The following is a 19,229-nucleotide window of genomic DNA, read 5'->3' as shown; positions in this document are numbered from 1 at the left end:
AGAAAGTGGAATAGATGAAATTGTAATTTTGTAGATATGTCATAGAGGGAGTTTATAACATGGCGATAATAAATATGGAGTGGTACCGAATATTTCTATATACGGCTAAAATGGGGAATTTAACGAAAGCTGCTAGAGAACTTAAAATTACGCAACCTTCTGTGAGTTATGCGATCAAGCAATTAGAAGAGGTAATGGGTGTAAAGTTGTTTAATAGGCTTTCAAAAGGAGTTCAATTGACAACTGAAGGCTTAGCGTTATTTGAATATGTGGAGAAATCATTTTCGCTTCTAGATGCTGGAGAAAAAAGAATTCATTCTCTAAAAAACTTGACGTCTGGGGAACTTCGCATTGGGGCAAGCGGACCTATTATCAAGCATCTTTTACTAAGTACGCTTGACTACTTTCATAATGAGTATTCAGAAATTCGAATTCGACTTATACAAGGAAATACGCAGGAAATTATAAAATATTTAAAAGAAGGAAAAATTGATATTGGTTTCATTCATATGCCAGTAGATGATGAGGAAATTAATGTTACGTATATACACACGAACGAAGATTGTTTTGTAGTTGGAGCCGCTTATCGTCACTTGGCCAATCAACCAATTTCAACTCAATTATTAACTGAAGTTCCATTGTTGCTTCATTCTGCAGGAAGCAGTACGAGGGAATTCGTTGAACAATGGTTGAACGCCCAAGGATATGAAATTGATGTAGATATTGAACTAAATAGCTCAGAAATGTTAATTGAGTTCGCTCGGCGCGGTTACGGTGCCGCTTTTGTAAACCGTTCCTTTATAGAACAAGAACTGGAAGAAGGTTTTCTTTTTGAATTACAACTTGTTGAACCCGTACCATCGCGAAATATTGGCATAGCGACGAGACAAGATATCTCTTTATCTCTAGTGGCCAGTAGATTTATAGAGTTTCTTATTTAATTGAGTAAAGCTGTCATTCGTAGTGGTGGATTCTTTGCCTCTAAAGTGGCCAATCTGTTTTATGAAAAAGATTATAACTCACTCAGAATTTAGAACCCATACGCAAAATGAAAGAGATGAGAATGCAAGCAATCCTGCTGTGATTCCCATCTCTTTCTTATTCAAGATTAGTTGACCAAACTAAGCTTTTATCAGGGAGGAATGGAGTTCAATTCCTCCGAGGCGTAATTGATTTTATTACTGAACAAACTCGATTCTATTAAAATAAAGACGATAATCCTTTTGATCTTCACCTTTGTTTTTCACTTTTAGTTGACCTTCATAGAGGGATTCTCCAGTTTCTACATCACCTATAAAGAGGGTATGCCCATTCGTTGTTGCGTAAATGAGATATAGTTTTCCATTCATGGCCTTCATATAAGGTGACTCGTCAGTCTTCGCATCTCCTAAGTCAAATGCCGGTTTTGTGCCCCATTTGTCATTTTTAATATCATACTGGTTAATTTCCACGCCATTCGATGACTGTGATGAAATAAAGAGTGTTGAATTAAAGATAGACGCACTGCCAATAGAACCAAGTAATTCATCAGAACCCACTATTTTTTTAGACTGATTATTTACGATATCGTAAACGATGAATTCATAAGCGGCATTCGGTTTGCCATCGCTATGTCCCATATCATCTTCAATAGTTTCTATTTTAATTAAAAGATAGTTGTTTCCATCATCATTGATAATTCTTAAATTAGACCAGCCATTTTCTATCCTCGGAGTAGAAGCAATCGTGTGATGGCTGACCAGCTTTTGCTCATCCAAGTCAAATGTATAGACACGTAATTCATCTCTACCGCCTATTCGGAAACCCCGTGTAATGACCTTTAACTCACTGTCTATTACTTGGACTTTATCTACGTTCATCCAACCATAGTTTTCTTTTTCGGGGATCTCTAACTGGATGGCTGTAATTTCATCCGATTGTTTATGTAACACTTCAATTTCGAAGGTTAAATCTTTCATTGGGCGTTCATAGGGATTCCTAATTTGCGCATAGGCTACTACATGTTCATCTTCAAAAAAATAATTCGGCTCTAAATCCTTACTGCGCATAAAATTCTTATGCTTTTCTACCAATTTTTCAAGAGGATAGGGAATGCCCAATCTAGATAACTTTTGTAGAAAGGATAGGTTAGTTGGGTCGATCGTTTCTTCGCTCGTCATTTGTAAAGGTATCTGTTGTTGATACCACGAATTATGATCGACTAAGTAATCACCGTATAGCATTAAATTCTGCACTTCATCCTCATTGCCATTTGTTTTTTCAAATTCAACTGTTAAATGCTCGCTTGTAGCGAAACTGGATTGTATATAAAAAGTGCCAATCACCAGTAACGTAACGAAACAAATCGATATAATTTTCCAATAGCGTTTCACTTGTGTGACCTCCCATCAAACCCTTATTTTATTCTTGATCAGAAAATTACCTGTCCAAATCGCACAAGCTAAAACGACAATCCCTGCCACTAATTCAATGAAAAATAATTCGATCGGATAAAAGTAACTTCCTAAAATAAACTCATTCATAAGTATTGGTGCCATAAAAATGAAAAGGGAAATAGCACAATAGAGAACGCCGTAAATAATCCCTTTGATGCGAAAAGAACGTTCAAACAAAATTGCTGTAAAAACAATAAATACCGCTGTTATTCCACCGCCATAATAAAGAACAAACTCAATAAAAGTATGTGGAAACAAAATCCTTAAATCAGATAAGCCGGTAATTTGGCTAATGGTTAGATCGGTACGAAACTCACTTGGAACCATCCACTTTAAAACTTGACTTTCAATTGGCAGTAAGATGAGCTGCAATGCAACGAGGCCTAAAACATAGAGTAAAATTGTTGTTGCCTTCGCTAGATACACATGAATGCGTGCTATTGGTAACATCAACAAACGGTAACTAAATGTATTTTTTCCAAGCCAATCACGATACCAAATAAAAAAGACATAAATGATTAGCGTAACACCGCAAATTACAATGGGCCCCATAAACCAAGCTGAATAGGAAATTTCAATTAAAGATATTGTCCGATAATTTTCGAGAAACTCTGCGATTGGCACTAGATCCTGGTAAATTACCCTATTTGCATGATTTAAATAGTTTCGCGACTCAACAATCACCCCAATGATTTGCGAAAGGATCGTAATGCCAAATAAAACGAGATAGAGCTTTAAAAAACGGTTAAACTCGAAATCGACTAACTTCAAATAACGTTTCATCCTTGATACACCTCTCTCATGACATCAATGACCGATTTCCCTTCGTTTTCCCTTACTTCTTCCACTTCGAATTCCTTTAACACGACGCCTTCATCTAGTAAAACGACCTTATCAACTAAATGCTCGATATCATTAATTTCATGTGTCGTGATAATAACACCACGGTTTTCAATTAAATGACTTGTAAATACATTGGCAATTTGCTCGCGACTGAAGATATCAATCCCTGAAAAAGGTTCGTCCATCAAGACATAATCGACATCCAAGGCTAAACCGAGTAGAAGGTTCACTTTTGCGGTATTGCCTTTTGATAGTTCAGAAATGCGATCCGTTTCGTTTAGTTTGAAAAACTGCAGCAGTTCAGTGGCACGTTTTTGGTTCCAACTGTCGTAAAAGTCAGCCATAAATACGAAGGCATCCCGTATTTTCATTTGCGGTAACATCGTGATGGTATCGGGAATAAAGGTGATTTTTTCATAGCTCCCTTTATGAATTTTTTCACCATCGATTAGGATTTCACCACTATTAATGGGGGTTAACGCCATAATTGCTTTCATAATGGTTGTTTTCCCAACTCCATTAATGCCGATTAAACAAGTAATCTGGCCTTTTTCAGCAGTAAAAGAAACGCCTTTTAACACTTTCTTTCTACCAAACTTTTTGGTTACATCTTTTATTTCAATCATGAAGATCCCCCCTTTAATTATTTTCCCTTTCGTACGTATCCTTCACTAAATGCAAGGCTTCCTGTACCGGAACATTGATGGATCGAACCGATTGAACAAAGGTATCCACGGCCTCTAAAATCAATTCCTCTCTCACCATTTTGAGCGTTTGCTCATCCTTCGTAATGCGACTTGGCAAATTTCCCTCTGTAAAAATCAACCCTTGTTCCTCCATTTCTTTATACGCCCGCTGCGCCGTATTGGGATTAATCTTCAGCTGATTCGCGAGTTCCCTTCGCGATGGAATTTCTTGACCCGGTTCAAAGGTACCCCTTGCAATTTGCTCTTTAAAATGCCGGATCACTTGCACATAAACAGGATCACGATTGTTAAACTTTACACTCATTGAGTCAACTCCTAAAAAACATAGTGTACTAAGTGGGTAATACATCAGTGGCAAAAATAAGAGACGAAACGTCATTGACGATACCTGTATTAAGATCGTAATACAGGTAAGATAAAATAATACATCATGAAGGAATATTGTGTATCAAAGCCTTAATACAGTAATTGCGAAGAAAAACCACTTCATACAGTTACTTGTCGTTTAATTCTAATGTATTAATCGCTTAATACGCATTGCATAATGTATTATATGCTTAATACGATTTGAATGTCAAACAACAATCAATCAATATATTAAAAGCAGTAATCAATAAATATATGAACAACAAGCAAATCTATTTAGGAAAGCTACTGAACTTGAAATAGATTATGTTAGAGTATATACTTTATTTTAATTGAAAATAAAGTTTTTGGTTCAAAATTGAACAAAAATGAGGTATTTTATGGAACCTAAATATTTGGTGGAAACAAAAAAGAATTATGATACCTTAACAAAAGGGTTAAAAAAAGTAGCGGATAATTTAATTGCTGATCCAATGACTTTTGCAATTCATCCGGCGAAAAAATCAGGTGAAATCGTTGGTGTTTCCGAGACGATGATTATTCGATTTTGTAATGAGATTGGATATAAAGGTTTTAAAGATTTTCAATTTGATGTAAGAGAGTACTTATTGAATAATATGCAGGATTCTTCTTCAGTGAAAAGTGAGAGATACGAGCATCCAGTGCTTAAAAGTATGATGACCGATATTATGCATTTAAAAAGAAATGTGGAACAGTTAGATGTGAATCTTATTGAACAAGCGGTAAATATGATTATGAAGGGGAAAAAAAGAGTAATCGTCGGGCACTATCATTCTTTTTCATTTGCACATTGGCTGTCGATCAATTTGCAAAACCTCGTAGGAGAAACGATTTTGTATCGGACTGAAGAGAATTTTCAGTTAGTTGAGCAGTTGCCTGAGGAATCGATCGTCATCGCTTTTTCCTTTTATAGATATGCAACGGATACATTGAAGCTAGTGGAAAAAGCTAAAAAGAGAGGATTAAAAGTACTGGCGATAACAGATACGAATGCTGCACCAATCGTTGAATTTGCGGATGTTGTCATTCCTTTAGCGTTTAATAGAAATAGAGGGATGATTTATAAGATGCCCATTACAATGTCCATCCTAAATGTTCTTTTATTTGAAGTGATGAATGTGATGAATGAAACGGGCGTGGAAGGAAACGAGAAATCTGTTTACCGGGAAGATTATAAGTATTTTGTGAATGAGGGTGAATAAAATGAAAAGTACAGTCGAAACGAAAGTAATCGATACATTTAATTATTTACATGAAAATGCAGAGATCAGTTGGGAAGAAGTGAATACGACTAAGTATATTAAAGAAACTCTAGAAAAGTATGGTTGTGAAACGATCACATTTGAACAATCAACAGGTGTTATAGGGAAATACGGCGACTTTTCAAAAGGTTTGCCAGTAGTGGCAATCCGTGCTGATATTGATGCACTTTGGCAAGAGGTGGATGGTAAGTTCCAACCCAATCATTCTTGTGGGCATGACGCGCATATGGCGATGGTGTTAGGTGTTTTATGGAAATTAAAAGAAAAGCCAGGACTTGAAGAAAACGTAGCAATTAAGTTTATTTTCCAGCCAGCTGAGGAAGTTGGAGAAGGGGCATTAAAAATGGTAGAGGAGGGCGCTGTAGACGATGTCGATTATTTATATGGCGTCCATTTAAGACCTATTGAAGAGACTGCCATGGGAAGTGCCGCACCCGTCATCGTACATGGTGCAACGAAAACGATTGAAGTACAAGTAGCCGGCGCTGATGCACATGGTGCCAGACCACATTTAAATACGAATGCGATAGAAGTGGGGACAGAAATTGTAAATTTATTAAGTAAAATCCACCTAGATCCAAGAATTCCTCATTCTGCAAAAATGACCAAATTCGAAGCAGGCGGGAAGAGTGCCAATATTATTCCAGGTAGCGGATCATTTTCGTTTGACTTACGTGCCCAAAACAATGAAGTCATGGAGGAGCTTGTAGGAAAAGTACATGCTATTTTTGAATCCATCCGTAATTTGTACGATATCAAACTGGAAGTTACGAAAGAGAGAGGAATCGCAGCAGCTAAAACAAACGAGGAAGCGATTTCGATTATGGGTAAATCGATTGAAAATGTTTTAGGCGTAGATAAAGTAGATGCGCCATTAGTAACGCCTGGCGGAGATGACTTTCATTTTTATACAATTAAGAAACCAAGTTTGAAAGCGACGATGTTAGGGTTAGGCTGTGATTTAGCGCCGGGACTTCATCACCCCAAAATGACATTTAATACGGAAGCACTGATAAATGGCGTGGATATTTTATTTGATGCGATTATTCAAACGTATGAGCAACATAAAAAATAACAAACAAAAAAAGATTCTAATGAAACGCTCATTAGAATCTTTTTTATGATCAATTAGAATGGGCCATAGCCAGTGTAAATAGCATAAGTAATTGAAATGATTCCGACAAGTACCCACATAAGCATAAGTGGGAATGCAAATCGAACCCATTGTGTCCATTTAACGCCACCAACTGCTAGAACGGCCATTAAAACACCGGAAGTCGGTGTAATAATATTGGTAATTCCGTCACCGAGCATAAAAGAGAGCGCTCCTGTCTGTCTTGTAATTCCTAACATATCTACAAGCGGAACCATGATTGGCATAACGATGGCGGCTTGACCCGTTCCTGAGGTAACAAGTAGGTTAAATAGGAGGTTGAAAATAAATAGCAGTTGTCCGCCTAGTAAGACAGGCATCGATTGCAATGGCACTAACGCGGCATTTACAACTGTATCTATAATATAACCATCTTCTAAAATAACAATTACTGCGCGAGCTAATCCAACAACTAATGCACCATATGTAATAGATTTGGCACCTTCGATAAATATTTTAACAAAATTATTCGGGTTAATGCGAGCGATAATAGCAATGACTACACCCATAATTAAGAAAATCCCGACTAATTCATTAAGCCCCCAACCACGTGTAAAAGCACCGAAAATAAAAATACCGATGAAAGAAATAAATGTTAATAAAACTAATTTTTGTACCATTGAAAAGCTTGTATTTAAATTATTATCTTGTGTTGCAACTTCATGGTTTTCTTCATCATCTCCAAATGGTTTAGTTCCCATAATTGACTTTTGTGGATTGTTTTTAATTTTTTTAGCGTAAAGGTTTGTATAAGTAATCGTAATTGTAATCAGTGCAATAAAAATCACAATCCGTAATGGCATTCCCGAAAACAGAGGTAATTCAGCTATCGTTTGAGCTAGTCCTAAAATTGTTGGATCAAAGATACCGGCAATCATCCCTGAATAATAGCCGAGATAAATTGTTGCGATCCCAACAATTGCATCAAGTTTTAAAGATCTTGCTAATGCAATCCCAATCGGGATAAATGCAATCACAGCATTTGCCGCTAATCCCATAGAAGCGAGGACGCCAAAAATACCTGCTACAGAAGTGATGAGTAGCATATAACGGCCTTTAGTCTTTCTAATCAGTGCATTGATACCGGAATCGATAGCGCCTGTCGATTCCATAACTTTTACAATTCCGCCTACAATAAAAATTAAAAAGATAATATTCGCGGATTGAATCATCCCGATTTGAATAGATGTAAATAAGTCTAATAAATTGGCCGGATTAGCTTCGGTTGTCGAATAACTATCAGGAACAACCCTTGTAACGCCATCAATTGTCTCCCGATCATACGCGCCTGAAGGAATGATGTATGTAGCAATTGCCGCTAAAACAATGATGCCAAAAATAATGATAAATGCATCGGGCATTGCAAATTTAAATTTCTGTTTAGCTTTTGTGTTCTTCATTTACTATATCCTCCTTTTTGAATAATTCTGAGATGAAAAAATAGAGTAGTACAAGGATAGTTTTCATAATCAATCAGACTAGAGCAAAAGCGTTGATAATTCATCACCTCCTTCATAAAGTCTCTCTGTGTAAGAGACCGTAACATTAAACTTATTAAGTAGATAAAAAAGATAATAAAGTAAATACAAACACAATGTTTAAAATGAAGTATAGACTTTATTTTGCGAATTATCAAGATGAAATTTTAATAGAATTGTATAAATAAACTTTCTTGTTATCAAATTAGTTGTTATTTATAAGTTTTAATTTGGAGTGAATATTCAGATGCAATACGTATTTAAAAATCAAAAAAGATAGAGGTTACTTAGTAAGGTAGCTAAGTTTTAACCTCAAGCCATTTCTAGCGGTATTAATTAAAATTCTATAAATCTGTATACTATAGATGGGTAGGAAAATCGTGTACGTAATGAAATTAGATAGATGAGGATAGGGTGATTATCATGAATATTTTTAAGGTGCTCTCTTCGAATGACGGCACAATTAATGAACCAAATGTGAGTTCATTTTTAGCTTATTTATTAGATCCTACTGAAAATCACGGACTGGGTTCGGTTTTTCTGGAATTATTTTTGAAGCGACTGGTCCAACTACATCCAGAGAATTATAAAGACATAATGTATATAGGGGATGTGCGGGACTTATCCCGTAACTCAAATATTGAGGTTCGCGTGGAAGCGGAAGTGAAATTGCCAATTTTAGATGACGGGATAAAAAGAAAAACGAGAGATATCGATATATTAATTGAGCTGTTTGATAAGACAACTCCCCAAAAACTGCTCCATGTGTTTGCGATCGAAAATAAAATTAATGAGGGTGCCATTGTGAAAGGCAATCGACAACTCAATGATGAAGTGGTTGGCTTGCTTAATTATTACGAAAATGACAGGACCGCCATTTCATTTATCTATTTGACACCCTCTTATTCATCACGTGCTTTGGAAGAATTTGAACAGTTGCAGCATTTTATAAATGAACAAAAATATGCAATCCCCGCTTACCATATTACTTGGGGGATTGAAAAGGCTGAAGAAAATAACACTGCAATTTCTACACTGATCGCGCAGCTTTTAGAAGAGGAGGCCATTGGAAAGATCGAACCGATGTACGATTATACAAAACATACGTTAAAATCATTTGTGTCATTTATTTACTCATCATTCAAATCTTATCAAGAAGAAAAGATCATTAGTAGGCAAAAAACGGATTACGGACAGTCCTTTATCAAATATGTACAGGATTTTTATGATGCAGTGGAGTTCGATGTGGATATTCTGCACAATGAGTTGAAGCAATGGGTCACAGAAAGAATTTTGAAGGAAAGTGGACATCATGTAAAGGAAGCCAACTTTGATAAATCCTATATTGTCAATTACCCTTCACGTCAACATTATTCTGTAAATAGTCCCTATAAGAACGAAAAAAACTTATTTTATTTTCCTGATGAAACAAATCGAATGATTTTCCGGAAGCTAGATATAAACAATCCACCGGAAAATATCTATATTTATTGGAAAGATCGTGAACGTGAAAATACATTAGCGAAAGTATTATTGACGACCATTTTCCCGGATGATAAGCGCTAAAATCCGCCTAAGTACATTCCCAAAATTAAAGAAGGTTTTGAAAGCGAACGAGGACGTTTAAGAAGGTTGGAAAAAAGGGCAATATTTAATCATTTCGTTAAACCCTTGACTTGTGAGATGAACATGATAAGATTCAAATCAATTACTATTGCGCAAAAGTAGGAAAAGAATTTCAGTTGAATAATTACGAGAGATGGTGCAGTAGCCGGATTGTGGGCAGCAAGTAGAGACTGGATGGCAGGTGAAAGTTCAGGCAGCAATCACAGTGAATTACGCCATCCGTTTTTCTCGTTAAGATATGAAGTGGATGGTCGGCTAAAGCCGGCTCATCAAGTAGGGTGGTAACGCGGAGAACTCCTTCGTCCCTTTCCAAGGGATGGATGGAGTTTTTTTGCGTGACAAAAGTTTTTTTGGGGTATTCAATCATCAAGGAGGATTTCAGCATGTTTCGCATAAAAGCAGTCGTTTCGCCTACCTTTATCGAGTCGCTTGCGTTGATTGTGGCGATTATCGCGGCGATTAGTATAAGTATCACTCAATTGGGTGCGGTTCCACATTTGCCGATTTTAGGGTCTATATTATTATTATTTGGCTATGGTTTATTGAAAAAAGTTCCGTACCGTAAGCTTGAACGCGGGTTAGTAGAAGGGGCAGGGGCTGGTATGAGTGCAGTTTTCCTGTTTTTCTTTATCGGGATGTTAATTAGCAGTTGGATGATGAGTGGAACGATACCGACGTTGATTTATGCAGGTTTTCAGCTGATTACACCGCAATTTTTCTTCGCGATCGTCTTTGTGATTACGGCGATTGTCGGCATCTCGATCGGCAGTTCACTGACGACGGTTGCGACAGTCGGTGTCGCTTTTATGGGGATGGCAACAGTGTTGGATGTATCGATGGCCGTCACGGCTGGAGCAATTGTCTCAGGTGCTTTTTTTGGCGATAAAATGTCGCCTTTGTCAGATACGACTAATCTGGCGTCTTCCATCGTCGGGGTCGATTTATTTGAACATATTCGCAATATGGGCTGGACAACCTATCCTGCATTTGCTATATCGTTGCTCATTTTCGGTTTCCTATCCCCGAACGTATCCCAAGGCGAGGTTGAGCAAATTACATTTTTCCAAGAAGGACTGTTGAAAACTGGGATGATCCATTGGTATACAGTAATCCCGCTCCTTGTCCTATTCGTCTTGACGATATTGAAAGTGCCTGCGCTTATGACATTAGCTTTAAGTTCCATTAGTGCGGTCCTCATTTCATTTTTCCATCAAAGCTTTACCGCTTCACAAGTGATGGATATCTTATTTAATGGCTTCGCTTCAACGACAGGGATCGAAGACGTCGATAAATTGATCTCCGGTGGCGGCTTGCAAAGCATGTTTTTCACGATCGGGTTAGTCTTATTGGCATTGAGTATGGGTGGCTTATTATTCACACTCGGGATTGTCCAATGTTTATTGGCCAAAATTGAAAGCTTGTTAAAGAAAGTGTCTTCCGTTATCGCGGCTTCCGCGTTAACCGCAATCGGCATCAATGTGTTGATCGGGGAGCAATACTTATCGATTTTATTGACAGGGCAAGCATTCCAATCCCAGTATGAAAAAGTGGGGCTGACAGGTAAAAACTTGAGCCGAGTGATGGAAGATGCCGGGACAGTCGTCAATCCTTTAGTTCCTTGGAGCGTCTGTGGGATTTTCATCACGAGTGTGTTAGGGGTAGCAACCCTTGATTATTTACCGTTTGCATTCTTCTGCTTGTTGTCACCGATTTTAACCGTGTTGTTTGGCTTTACGGGAAAAACATTGACGTATCGGACAGGACATACTGATAAAAAATAAAAAAAGGAGTTTCTCTGTCAATTGAATTTGACGGGGAAGCTCTTTTTTAAGTCATTGAGGAATTTCATTTATTCTAATTCAGCATAATTTGTATTCCGATTATTCATTTTACACATAGATAATAGTGGTGTAAACTAGGGGTTAACAACTTGTTGGAAATTTCAAAAATATGATAACGGTTTCATCTTCGATTCAAAGTTCCCAAATTGAAAGATAATAAGAATAGAAAAAGGAGAGGATTTACGATGTCAACAGCAGGGTTAGAAGGGGTTGTAGCAACACAGTCTGGAATTAGCTCCATTATTGATGGTGTACTCACGTATAGGGGGATTAACATTGATGAGTTAGCTATGTATGCTAGCTTCGAAGAGGTCCTCTATTTGTTATGGAATGATGAATTACCCACAGTTGAGGAACTTAATAATTTAAAGAAAGATCTTGCTGTTCAAGGGGTCTTACCTCCTGAAATTATTGTTCTGATGAAGTCATTCCCGAGAGATACTCATCCGATGGCCATACTCAGAACGGTAGTTTCAGCACTTGAGATGTATGATCCGGATGCTTATGATATGTCCCCTGAAGCGAATCTTCGCAAGGCGTTAAATATACAAGCAAAGATTTCGACAGTGGTAGCTGCTATTCAACGAGTAAAAGAAGGAAAAGAGATTTTATCTCCTAAATCCGAGTTTACTTTTGCTGAGAACTTTTTATATATGTTAACGGGCGAAGTTCCAGATGAAATCGCTAGTAAATCGATTGATACAGCACTGATTCTCCATGCAGATCATGAACTAAATGCATCAACATTTGCTTCGCGCGTAACAGTAGGGACACTCGCTAATATGTACGCAGGAATTGTATCTGCTATAGGTACATTAAGTGGTCCTCTGCACGGCGGAGCGAACGAAGCAGTGATGGAAATGTTAGAGGAAATCGGAGAAGTTGAAAATGTTGAATCTCATCTGTCTGAGGCTTTTCGTAGTAAGAAAAAGATCATGGGATTCGGGCACCGCGTCTATAAGACAGGAGATCCCCGTGCTAAATTTTTAAAGAGCATGTCAAAAAGTTTGACTACGCTCAAAGGGAAGAAAAAAATGTATGAAATTTCCGTCAAGATTGATGAAATGATAACGAGAGAGAAAGGACTTCTTCCGAATGTGGATTTTTACTCAGCCTCGACTTACGACAGTCTTGGGATTGCTAGAGATCTATTCACGCCCATTTTTGCTGTCAGTAGGACTTCAGGATGGACAGCGCATATACTTGAACAATACTCGAATAATCGCTTAATTCGCCCGAGAGCTGAATATGTCGGATCTCAGTTACGGAGCTATGTTCCAATTGAGGATCGATAAATGAGAAAAGGAGCTTCATCGTCAAGTCGACTTGGCGGAAAGCTCCTTTTTCATTATTTTAATGAAAACTTTGCCTCATAATTTGTCGCTTCCTTCAATGCTTTTTCCTCAGCGGGAATGCGAACGGACAACATCCAAACATTTAAAACCCCAAAAACGATCGCTGTCCAATAAGCGCTGAAGAACAGCGGCAAAATTAGCAACTCAGTGGTGACAATCAAGTAATTCGGATGACGGATCCATTTATAGGGACCTTTCCGCACGACATTTGCACCGGGCAAAATGATAATCTTTGTATTCCAAAACTTTCCGAGTGAAGCGAGACACCAAATTCGCAACACTTGGGTAACGACAAACAGGCCAAGAAAAAGCGGCCAAACTGAGGAGAGAGGACGATTAAACAAAATGACTTCCATTAAGAGTGAAAAGAAAAATGCACTATGCATCGTCACCATCCATGGATAATGGCCAGCCCCTACTTCATAAGCTCCTTGGCTACGCATCCATCTTTCATTGTCCTTCGCAATCACGAGTTCAACGAGACGTTGGACAATAATGAAAGAAATGATAAAGAGAAATAGCATTACAGCACCTCTCATTCCCATCTCAATAACAGCAATTCCCCACAAAATCCAGGTCCAAGGGCAGCCATTAGCCCGTATTCGCCGTTAATAGGTTTGCGATCCATGAATTTTTCGAGGACATAGAGAACAGTCGGGGATGACATATTCCCATTTTCACGCAATACCTCGCGGGAAATGTCCGTTTTGTTTGAATCGAATCCAAGTGCTTTTTCATAGGCTCCTAATACTTTTTTACCGCCAGGATGTGCAACAAAATGGGTAAGATCGTTTTTCGTCACTCCATATTTCTCAAGAAATTCATGGACGAATGGACCGAGCCAATTTGTAATAATGGCAGGGATACTCTTGGAAAAGACAACGTATAAACCATTGTTTTTCACATCCCATCCCATAACATCCTCCGACTCCGGCATCAGTTTCGAAGTCGTTGCGACAATGGAGGGGACGGCTTGTTTCGTCTTTACTGTAGACGCATCGCCAGCGACTAAGGCACATGCCACGCCGTCAGAAAACAACGACACACCGACGAGATTACTTTTTGAATAATCATCCTTTTGGAACGTCAAGCTACATAATTCCACGGAAAGAACAAGAACGGTCGCTTCTGGAAAAGCACGGCAATACTCCGATGCTCTACTGATTCCAGCCGCGCCTCCCGCACAACCGAGCCCCCAGATCGGAATTCGTTTTGTATCATCGCGGAAAGGGATCCGGTTCATAATACGTGCATCGATACTTGGGGTTGAAATCCCGCTACTGGAGACGAAAAAGATGGCATCGATCATGGACGGATCAATCGGTGCTTCCAGCATTCCGTCACCTTGAAGACAAGCCAGCACAGCTTGGATTCCGAAGTCGACTGCATGGTCGATATATAATTGGTTTCGTTCTTCAAAGGTATGCGCCTTCCCATACCAATCAAGGGGCATGCAGACATTCCGGGTTTCGATTTCTCCATTTTGAAAGACTTTCAAAAGTCGTTCGATATCTTGAAATTTTTCGCTAAACACCGATCTAGTCAACTCGACAGCCTGTTCCTGTTTCACTTCATAAGGCGGTTTGAATGTACTGACAGAAAGGATTTTTGACATGGAATACCTCCTGTGCGAATGATAAATTAACTGTATGGGTTGCCAATCGAACAGCAAAGGGTTCGATTTGCCTTAATTTCTGTGTAATTTTGCAGAAATTAAGGCACTTTCAGGACGTTGCGAACTTAGACTGCCTTTTATTATTCGTTCAGTGGGCGTTTGAATACCGGCTGAACAGTAAACAAATCTGCATTCATTTCACTACCTATAGAGGTGGGAGATAAATTAAGATAAAAAACTACTTACGCTAACGTACGCGAGTCTTGTACAAAAGATGCCTCCTACATAAAAGAAAACCTGTCAATTTGCTGACAGGTTTTCCATTTACGCATTTATAAGACTTGCACATAACTTCTTTAAGCTTTCTTCAAATTTGAGATTGCTTTCCTTCGATCGTTTTTTAGGCCCGCGCAATCTCCCGCCGGCCATTCGTACTTTTTGAGCGGTATGGCGTGCAAACAGCAGTTGATCAATATTCTCCGATGTATAGAGCCTGCCGTTTTGATCGATCGGATGCCCTTGTTTTGCAAGGACCATCGCTGCCAAACCGTAATCTTGTGTAACGACAATATCATCTTTTTGCACCCGATTGACAAGAACGAAATCGACGGCATCCGCTCCTTTGGAAACGATGATCGTTTCCGCGCCATCCCGGTGCATTTCATGTGCAGTATCGCAGATCAGCATACAACGAAATCCGAAGTTCTCTGCGATTCGAATTGTTTCATTCACGACTGGACATGCATCCGCGTCGATAAGAATTGTCGTCATTCAGCCGCCCCCTTTATATACTCTATTATGTCGGTCCCGTCCAACATAGAACTCAGTCGTCCGTATTATGAGGTAATGTTAGCTCCAATGCCGATTTTCCAACAATTTTTGCTACGTTCAGCAGTTTTTCTTTACTGATTTTATCAACCGTATCATCAGGAGAATGATACCATTCTTCCGGAGGATAATAAATGAAAAGGGCGGCATCGATTCCTGCCTTCTGAAAAGGTGTATGGTCACTTCTACCACCGGAACCGATTGAAACCGAATGACCATGCAGTTCTTCATACGCTTTACTGGCGGCTTTTGTGACAGCATTAGCTGTTCCGTCAACAGTCTGAATGGCCAATTTACCAGCATCCGCACTGCCTACCATATCGAGATTGAACATGGCGACCGAGCGTTTCCTATCTTTTTTGGACAACGTGCTGACATAATACTCGGAACCTAACAGTCCGACTTCTTCCGCTCCAAAGAATAGAAAACGGATTTCCTTATGTGTCGGAACATCTCTCAACGCGCGTGCAAGCTCAAGGACGACTGCTGTTCCACTAGCATTATCATTCGCGCCAGGCGCTTGTTTGACGGAATCATAATGGGCGCCAATTGTAATGATCTCTTTAGAGTTGTTTGTTTTGAAATCAGGTTGTTTCAAAGCGATCAAGTTTTGTGACTCGGCCTTGTCAATATGCGAACCTTCAATGGTCACTACTCCATTGACGGGGCCATCGGTTTTCATATGATCCAGCAATGCTTTCCCTTCTTCATACGATAAAGCAAGGGCGGGGATGAAGGCATCATCATGCTTCCCAAGTGACCAGCGATTGATCGGATAACCTTGGGGGAAATAGATGAGGATAGCGGCGGCTCCCGCATGTCCCGCATTTCGCACGAGCTCATGAAAGGAAGTGCGTTCGGCAGCAACGATCGCAATCTTCCCATCAGCATCAATATCATCGTAGTCCGATTCCAATCCCAAACCCGCTTCTACGATTTCTCCTGTCACATGTCCGGAAACTGAAAACTGAAAGGCAGCAGGAGAAAGTGTCTCGTTAAATCCTTCGATCGTTAGGCGTAAAGAAGTAGGGGCTCGATATTTTTCAAATTCAAATGATTGAACATCAACGGTATAACCATAGCCTTCTAATTGTTCGGTCAAAAAAGAAGCTGCCTGTTTTTCGGACTTTGTCCCGGTAAGGCGAGGTTCTTTTGTTAACTCTTCAATCGAAGTGAACATATTCTCCACGTCCAGCTCTTCAAAAAACTCTGTTACGGCTTGTTTCAGGCGAGGCGTTTCGGACGTTGGTGCTTGTGGAGAACACGCAGATAGTAAGGTGGAAAATAATAATAGAACCACAAAAATCCAACGAATAGAATTCACAATATCCTCCCTTCACAAATTATGGAAAGCATACCCATGACGTTTAACTCACTCTATAAAAGGATATACGATAGGAAATAGCTTTATTCGGAAAGGAGCGAACTTGTAGGATGTTCAATAAACCTGAAGACGCAAGAATGACAAGGGGAGAAGCAGAAAAGTACGGCAGGGAAATCGACGCCAAGAATGCCCGTTTAGAAAACGTTGAAATTGCGGAGGAGATTACTTTTTCCACGGATGAAATTTCCCCTCGCATATCTGAAGCCGAAGTGAAAAGACGCGTAGGCGAACAAAATTATGAAAACATGATAGATGACAGTACGGTAAATTCCATCAATAGCTAAAAAGAGGACAAACAGAGTCTGCACGCAAATCATTATGAAGCGTACGGATTCTTTTTATTTATGTAACATCGGGTAAACAGTTTTAATGGATTGATAAATGATCAAACATAGTGTGTCGCGCTCAAAGTCTCTAACGAGTGATCAAACTCCGTGATCCGCGCTCAAAATCGCTAACGAGTGATCAAACCTCGCGCGTGGCGCTCAAAGTCTCCAACAAGTGATCAAATAGTGCGATCCGCGCTCAAAGTCTCCAACGAGTGATCAAATAGCGCGATCCGCGCTCAAAGTCTCCAACGAGCGATCAAATAGCGCGATCCACGCTCAAAGTCTCCAACGAACGATCAAATAGCGCGATCCACGCTCAAAGTCTCTAACGAGTGATCAAACTCCGTGATCCGCGCTCAAAATCGCCAACGAGCGATCAAACCTCGCGTGTGGCGCTCAAAGTCCCCAACGGGTGATCAAACCCCACGTACCGCGCTCAAACTCACTAACAAAAAAAGATTCGAAACTCTAGTAAATGAGGAACGACCAATAAGAAAAGGAGGCAATATTATGAAATTAAAATTTTCATACCTAGTAATTATAATTCTTTCTCTATTTTTCATTGTCGGTTGTTCGAGTAACCAAGGGGTAGAAGAAATCACTGGGCAAGATCATTATGAAAATGCTAGAAAGATTGCTTGGGGGTTTCTTGCGGAAAAAAAGTGGAATGCTAGTGCAAAAGACAATTGGCAAACTGCGCGAGCTGAAAAAACGATTGCTAATAACCAGTATGATTTGATGGATAAAACATATGAAGGCAGAGAGGTATTACTTGTCACTTTCGAAGACAAAGAGAATGTTGTTGTCGGCACACCTTTAATACTTCTTGATTCTGAGACTAACCATGTTGTTGGCTATATGCTTGGTGAATAATTAGACTCTTATTTGCTATTGTGCGAGTGCCTTACACTTATAAAAAACGAAAATTCGGACACAAACCGCTTAAAAGATCAACTGAAAAAAGAATATGAAGCAAGGATGGAGGGAATGGTAAAAAGTAATTGCAGATATTGTTATTAATATGTACCTGATATATCGACAGATAAGATAATGTCGATAATCGAAAGCAATACGAATATTGCGGATGAAGGTCACTCATGATAAGGAACTCCTAGAAATGGCTTTGAAATATTAGGAGATACGAGACGGGCGATACGAAAAAACTGCACCTCCTATCGGTTATAATTGGCGGTGCAGTTTTCTTATTCCCTTTAGCTAAAATGCTTCAGCGCTTCTCGGCGACTTAGCGGTTTCAACGGATGCTCCTCCACAAACGCCTTCACTTTATCAGGCTGAGTTTTTGCATACTCCCTCAACGCCCAGCCAATCGCTTTTTGGATGAAGAATTCGGTTGAAGACGAATGTTGCTGAATGATGTCGAATAGCAGGTCGGCATCTGTTTCTTGTTTGAATTTCAATTGATGGAGGATCGCGGAACGGTTTGTCCACATATTGTCCGAGTGTGACCATTCCATCATTACGGATTCTCCAAGTGCCCGGTCCATTTTCACCAGTTGACCGACAAAATGGGGAGCGATGGAATCGACGCTATCCCACCATGATTTCGTTTCGATAAATTGACGTAATACAGGAAAGTCCTCCAGCGTTAGCTGTTTTCTCATTTTCTCGATCAACGCAATTCCTGCATAATGATACTCCCGCTCCGGTAACTCATACAATTTCCAAACTTCTTCAAACAACTGCTCCCGCTCTGGCAACGCATATTCCGCGAAATGCTCTTTCAATAATTGCTTACGAAGAGGGCTTTTGATTCCAAGGAAAGGGAAATGGTTCTTCATATAGGCTTCCATCGGTCCGGCTTGTTCCTCATTACGATTCGCTTCAAACTTCTCGATAATTCCTTTAGGATTCCATGTGTTTTTCAAGGGGCATCCCTCCAGTAGTTTTGGTAAAAGTGTAGCATAATCCAAAGGGTGAAAAATGGAGAAAGTGAATCTTTCCCTTGTTAGAAACGTAATAGAAATA

General features: G+C 39.4%; 18 protein-coding genes. 8 read left to right on the top strand and 10 right to left on the bottom strand.

The genetic code is table 11. The features are described from left to right. Nucleotides 1-59: 59 nt before the first annotated feature. Nucleotides 60-941: a LysR family transcriptional regulator gene (locus ACFPRA_RS13345; RefSeq protein WP_381435448.1), complete on the top strand. Its 882-nt coding sequence runs from the start codon at nt 60-62 to the stop codon at nt 939-941. A 237-nt stretch (nt 942-1,178) separates the two neighbouring features. Here ACFPRA_RS13345 and ACFPRA_RS13340 read toward each other — a convergent pair whose 3' ends face one another. Genes ACFPRA_RS13340 through ACFPRA_RS13325 form a run of 4 tightly spaced genes read right to left on the bottom strand, consistent with a single transcriptional unit; the run spans nt 1,179 to nt 4,289 of the window. After that, nucleotides 1,179-2,372, bottom strand: coding sequence for a hypothetical protein (locus ACFPRA_RS13340; protein WP_381435445.1), 1,194 nt, complete (start codon nt 2,370-2,372; stop codon nt 1,179-1,181). A gap of 15 nt (nt 2,373-2,387) precedes the next feature. Then, entirely contained in the window at nt 2,388-3,218 is an 831-nt protein-coding gene (locus ACFPRA_RS13335) for a hypothetical protein (RefSeq protein ID WP_239390799.1), read from the bottom strand. Continuing rightward, a complete protein-coding gene (locus tag ACFPRA_RS13330) occupies nt 3,215-3,904 on the bottom strand; it encodes an ABC transporter ATP-binding protein (protein WP_239390798.1) in 690 nt (229 codons plus the stop codon). The genes ACFPRA_RS13335 and ACFPRA_RS13330 overlap by 4 nt, the downstream gene beginning before the upstream one ends. A gap of 13 nt (nt 3,905-3,917) precedes the next feature. Next, entirely contained in the window at nt 3,918-4,289 is a 372-nt protein-coding gene (locus ACFPRA_RS13325) for a GntR family transcriptional regulator (protein WP_239390797.1), read from the bottom strand. Between the two features lie 442 nt (nt 4,290-4,731). Here ACFPRA_RS13325 and ACFPRA_RS13320 point away from each other — a divergent pair, with 442 nt between their 5' ends. Continuing rightward, a complete protein-coding gene (locus ACFPRA_RS13320; protein ID WP_381435441.1) occupies nt 4,732-5,574 on the top strand; it encodes a MurR/RpiR family transcriptional regulator in 843 nt (280 codons plus the stop codon). Continuing rightward, the gene (locus ACFPRA_RS13315; protein ID WP_381435439.1) at nt 5,567-6,709 is read left to right on the top strand and encodes a M20 peptidase aminoacylase family protein; all 1,143 of its coding nucleotides are present in this window, start codon (nt 5,567-5,569) and stop codon (nt 6,707-6,709) included. The genes ACFPRA_RS13320 and ACFPRA_RS13315 overlap by 8 nt, the downstream gene beginning before the upstream one ends. Before the next feature lie 53 nt (nt 6,710-6,762). Here the strand turns inward: ACFPRA_RS13315 and ACFPRA_RS13310 are convergent, their stop codons facing one another. After that, nucleotides 6,763-8,187, bottom strand: a complete 1,425-nt coding sequence (locus tag ACFPRA_RS13310; protein ID WP_381435436.1) for a YfcC family protein — start codon at nt 8,185-8,187, stop codon at nt 6,763-6,765. Nucleotides 8,188-8,688: 501 nt separating this feature from the next. Here ACFPRA_RS13310 and ACFPRA_RS13305 point away from each other — a divergent pair. From ACFPRA_RS13305 to ACFPRA_RS13295, 3 genes are all read left to right on the top strand, one after another. Beyond that, the gene (locus ACFPRA_RS13305) at nt 8,689-9,831 is read left to right on the top strand and encodes a PD-(D/E)XK nuclease family protein (protein ID WP_381435433.1); all 1,143 of its coding nucleotides are present in this window, start codon (nt 8,689-8,691) and stop codon (nt 9,829-9,831) included. Between the two features lie 443 nt (nt 9,832-10,274). Further along, nucleotides 10,275-11,672, top strand: a complete 1,398-nt coding sequence (gene nhaC / locus ACFPRA_RS13300; protein WP_381435431.1) for a Na+/H+ antiporter NhaC — start codon at nt 10,275-10,277, stop codon at nt 11,670-11,672. A gap of 245 nt (nt 11,673-11,917) precedes the next feature. Continuing rightward, on the top strand, nt 11,918-13,027 hold the full coding sequence (locus ACFPRA_RS13295; RefSeq protein WP_381435428.1) for a citrate/2-methylcitrate synthase: 1,110 nt from the start codon (nt 11,918-11,920) through the stop codon (nt 13,025-13,027). Between the two features lie 53 nt (nt 13,028-13,080). Here ACFPRA_RS13295 and ACFPRA_RS13290 read toward each other — a convergent pair whose 3' ends face one another. The 4 genes from ACFPRA_RS13290 to ACFPRA_RS13275 all read right to left on the bottom strand — a co-directional run bounded on the left by ACFPRA_RS13290 (nt 13,081) and on the right by ACFPRA_RS13275 (nt 16,854). Further along, on the bottom strand, nt 13,081-13,611 hold the full coding sequence (locus ACFPRA_RS13290) for an isoprenylcysteine carboxyl methyltransferase family protein (protein ID WP_381435426.1): 531 nt from the start codon (nt 13,609-13,611) through the stop codon (nt 13,081-13,083). An 11-nt stretch (nt 13,612-13,622) separates the two neighbouring features. Next, nucleotides 13,623-14,702 carry a type III polyketide synthase gene (locus tag ACFPRA_RS13285; protein ID WP_381435423.1) on the bottom strand — a complete coding sequence of 360 codons (1,080 nt, stop codon included), beginning with the start codon at nt 14,700-14,702 and terminating at the stop codon, nt 13,623-13,625. Nucleotides 14,703-15,026: 324 nt separating this feature from the next. Continuing rightward, the gene (locus tag ACFPRA_RS13280; RefSeq protein ID WP_381435421.1) at nt 15,027-15,473 is read right to left on the bottom strand and encodes a YaiI/YqxD family protein; all 447 of its coding nucleotides are present in this window, start codon (nt 15,471-15,473) and stop codon (nt 15,027-15,029) included. Nucleotides 15,474-15,525: 52 nt separating this feature from the next. Further along, nucleotides 15,526-16,854 carry a M20/M25/M40 family metallo-hydrolase gene (locus tag ACFPRA_RS13275; protein WP_381435419.1) on the bottom strand — a complete coding sequence of 443 codons (1,329 nt, stop codon included), beginning with the start codon at nt 16,852-16,854 and terminating at the stop codon, nt 15,526-15,528. 110 nt (nt 16,855-16,964) lie between these two features. Here ACFPRA_RS13275 and ACFPRA_RS13270 point away from each other — a divergent pair, with 110 nt between their 5' ends. Then, nucleotides 16,965-17,198 carry a hypothetical protein gene (locus ACFPRA_RS13270; RefSeq protein WP_381435416.1) on the top strand — a complete coding sequence of 78 codons (234 nt, stop codon included), beginning with the start codon at nt 16,965-16,967 and terminating at the stop codon, nt 17,196-17,198. Between the two features lie 555 nt (nt 17,199-17,753). Beyond that, the gene (locus ACFPRA_RS13265; RefSeq protein WP_381435414.1) at nt 17,754-18,116 is read left to right on the top strand and encodes an outer membrane protein assembly factor BamD; all 363 of its coding nucleotides are present in this window, start codon (nt 17,754-17,756) and stop codon (nt 18,114-18,116) included. 338 nt (nt 18,117-18,454) lie between these two features. On the opposite strand, the gene ACFPRA_RS13260 is transcribed toward ACFPRA_RS13265, so the two are convergent. Next, nucleotides 18,455-19,129 carry a DNA alkylation repair protein gene (locus tag ACFPRA_RS13260; protein ID WP_381435411.1) on the bottom strand — a complete coding sequence of 225 codons (675 nt, stop codon included), beginning with the start codon at nt 19,127-19,129 and terminating at the stop codon, nt 18,455-18,457. Between the last annotated feature and the right edge of the window lie 100 nt (nt 19,130-19,229).

It is taken from the genome of Sporosarcina soli, assembly GCF_042655805.1.
GTDB lineage: Bacteria > Bacillota > Bacilli > Bacillales_A > Planococcaceae > Sporosarcina > Sporosarcina soli.
Note: the sequence above shows the minus strand (reverse complement) of the source record. Positions and strands in the feature narration are given on the sequence as shown.

Coding starts and splice junctions, on each gene's coding strand:
- ACFPRA_RS13310 (WP_381435436.1), bottom strand. CDS start 8,187: ATGAAGAACACAAAAGCTAAACAGAAATTTAAATTTGCAATGCCCGAT.
- ACFPRA_RS13265 (WP_381435414.1), top strand. CDS start 17,754: ATGAAATTAAAATTTTCATACCTAGTAATTATAATTCTTTCTCTATTT.
- ACFPRA_RS13305 (WP_381435433.1), top strand. CDS start 8,689: ATGAATATTTTTAAGGTGCTCTCTTCGAATGACGGCACAATTAATGAA.
- ACFPRA_RS13335 (WP_239390799.1), bottom strand. CDS start 3,218: ATGAAACGTTATTTGAAGTTAGTCGATTTCGAGTTTAACCGTTTTTTA.
- nhaC (WP_381435431.1), top strand. CDS start 10,275: ATGTTTCGCATAAAAGCAGTCGTTTCGCCTACCTTTATCGAGTCGCTT.
- ACFPRA_RS13270 (WP_381435416.1), top strand. CDS start 16,965: ATGTTCAATAAACCTGAAGACGCAAGAATGACAAGGGGAGAAGCAGAA.
- ACFPRA_RS13325 (WP_239390797.1), bottom strand. CDS start 4,289: ATGAGTGTAAAGTTTAACAATCGTGATCCTGTTTATGTGCAAGTGATC.
- ACFPRA_RS13320 (WP_381435441.1), top strand. CDS start 4,732: ATGGAACCTAAATATTTGGTGGAAACAAAAAAGAATTATGATACCTTA.
- ACFPRA_RS13345 (WP_381435448.1), top strand. CDS start 60: ATGGCGATAATAAATATGGAGTGGTACCGAATATTTCTATATACGGCT.
- ACFPRA_RS13285 (WP_381435423.1), bottom strand. CDS start 14,702: ATGTCAAAAATCCTTTCTGTCAGTACATTCAAACCGCCTTATGAAGTG.
- ACFPRA_RS13290 (WP_381435426.1), bottom strand. CDS start 13,611: ATGCTATTTCTCTTTATCATTTCTTTCATTATTGTCCAACGTCTCGTT.
- ACFPRA_RS13295 (WP_381435428.1), top strand. CDS start 11,918: ATGTCAACAGCAGGGTTAGAAGGGGTTGTAGCAACACAGTCTGGAATT.
- ACFPRA_RS13330 (WP_239390798.1), bottom strand. CDS start 3,904: ATGATTGAAATAAAAGATGTAACCAAAAAGTTTGGTAGAAAGAAAGTG.
- ACFPRA_RS13280 (WP_381435421.1), bottom strand. CDS start 15,473: ATGACGACAATTCTTATCGACGCGGATGCATGTCCAGTCGTGAATGAA.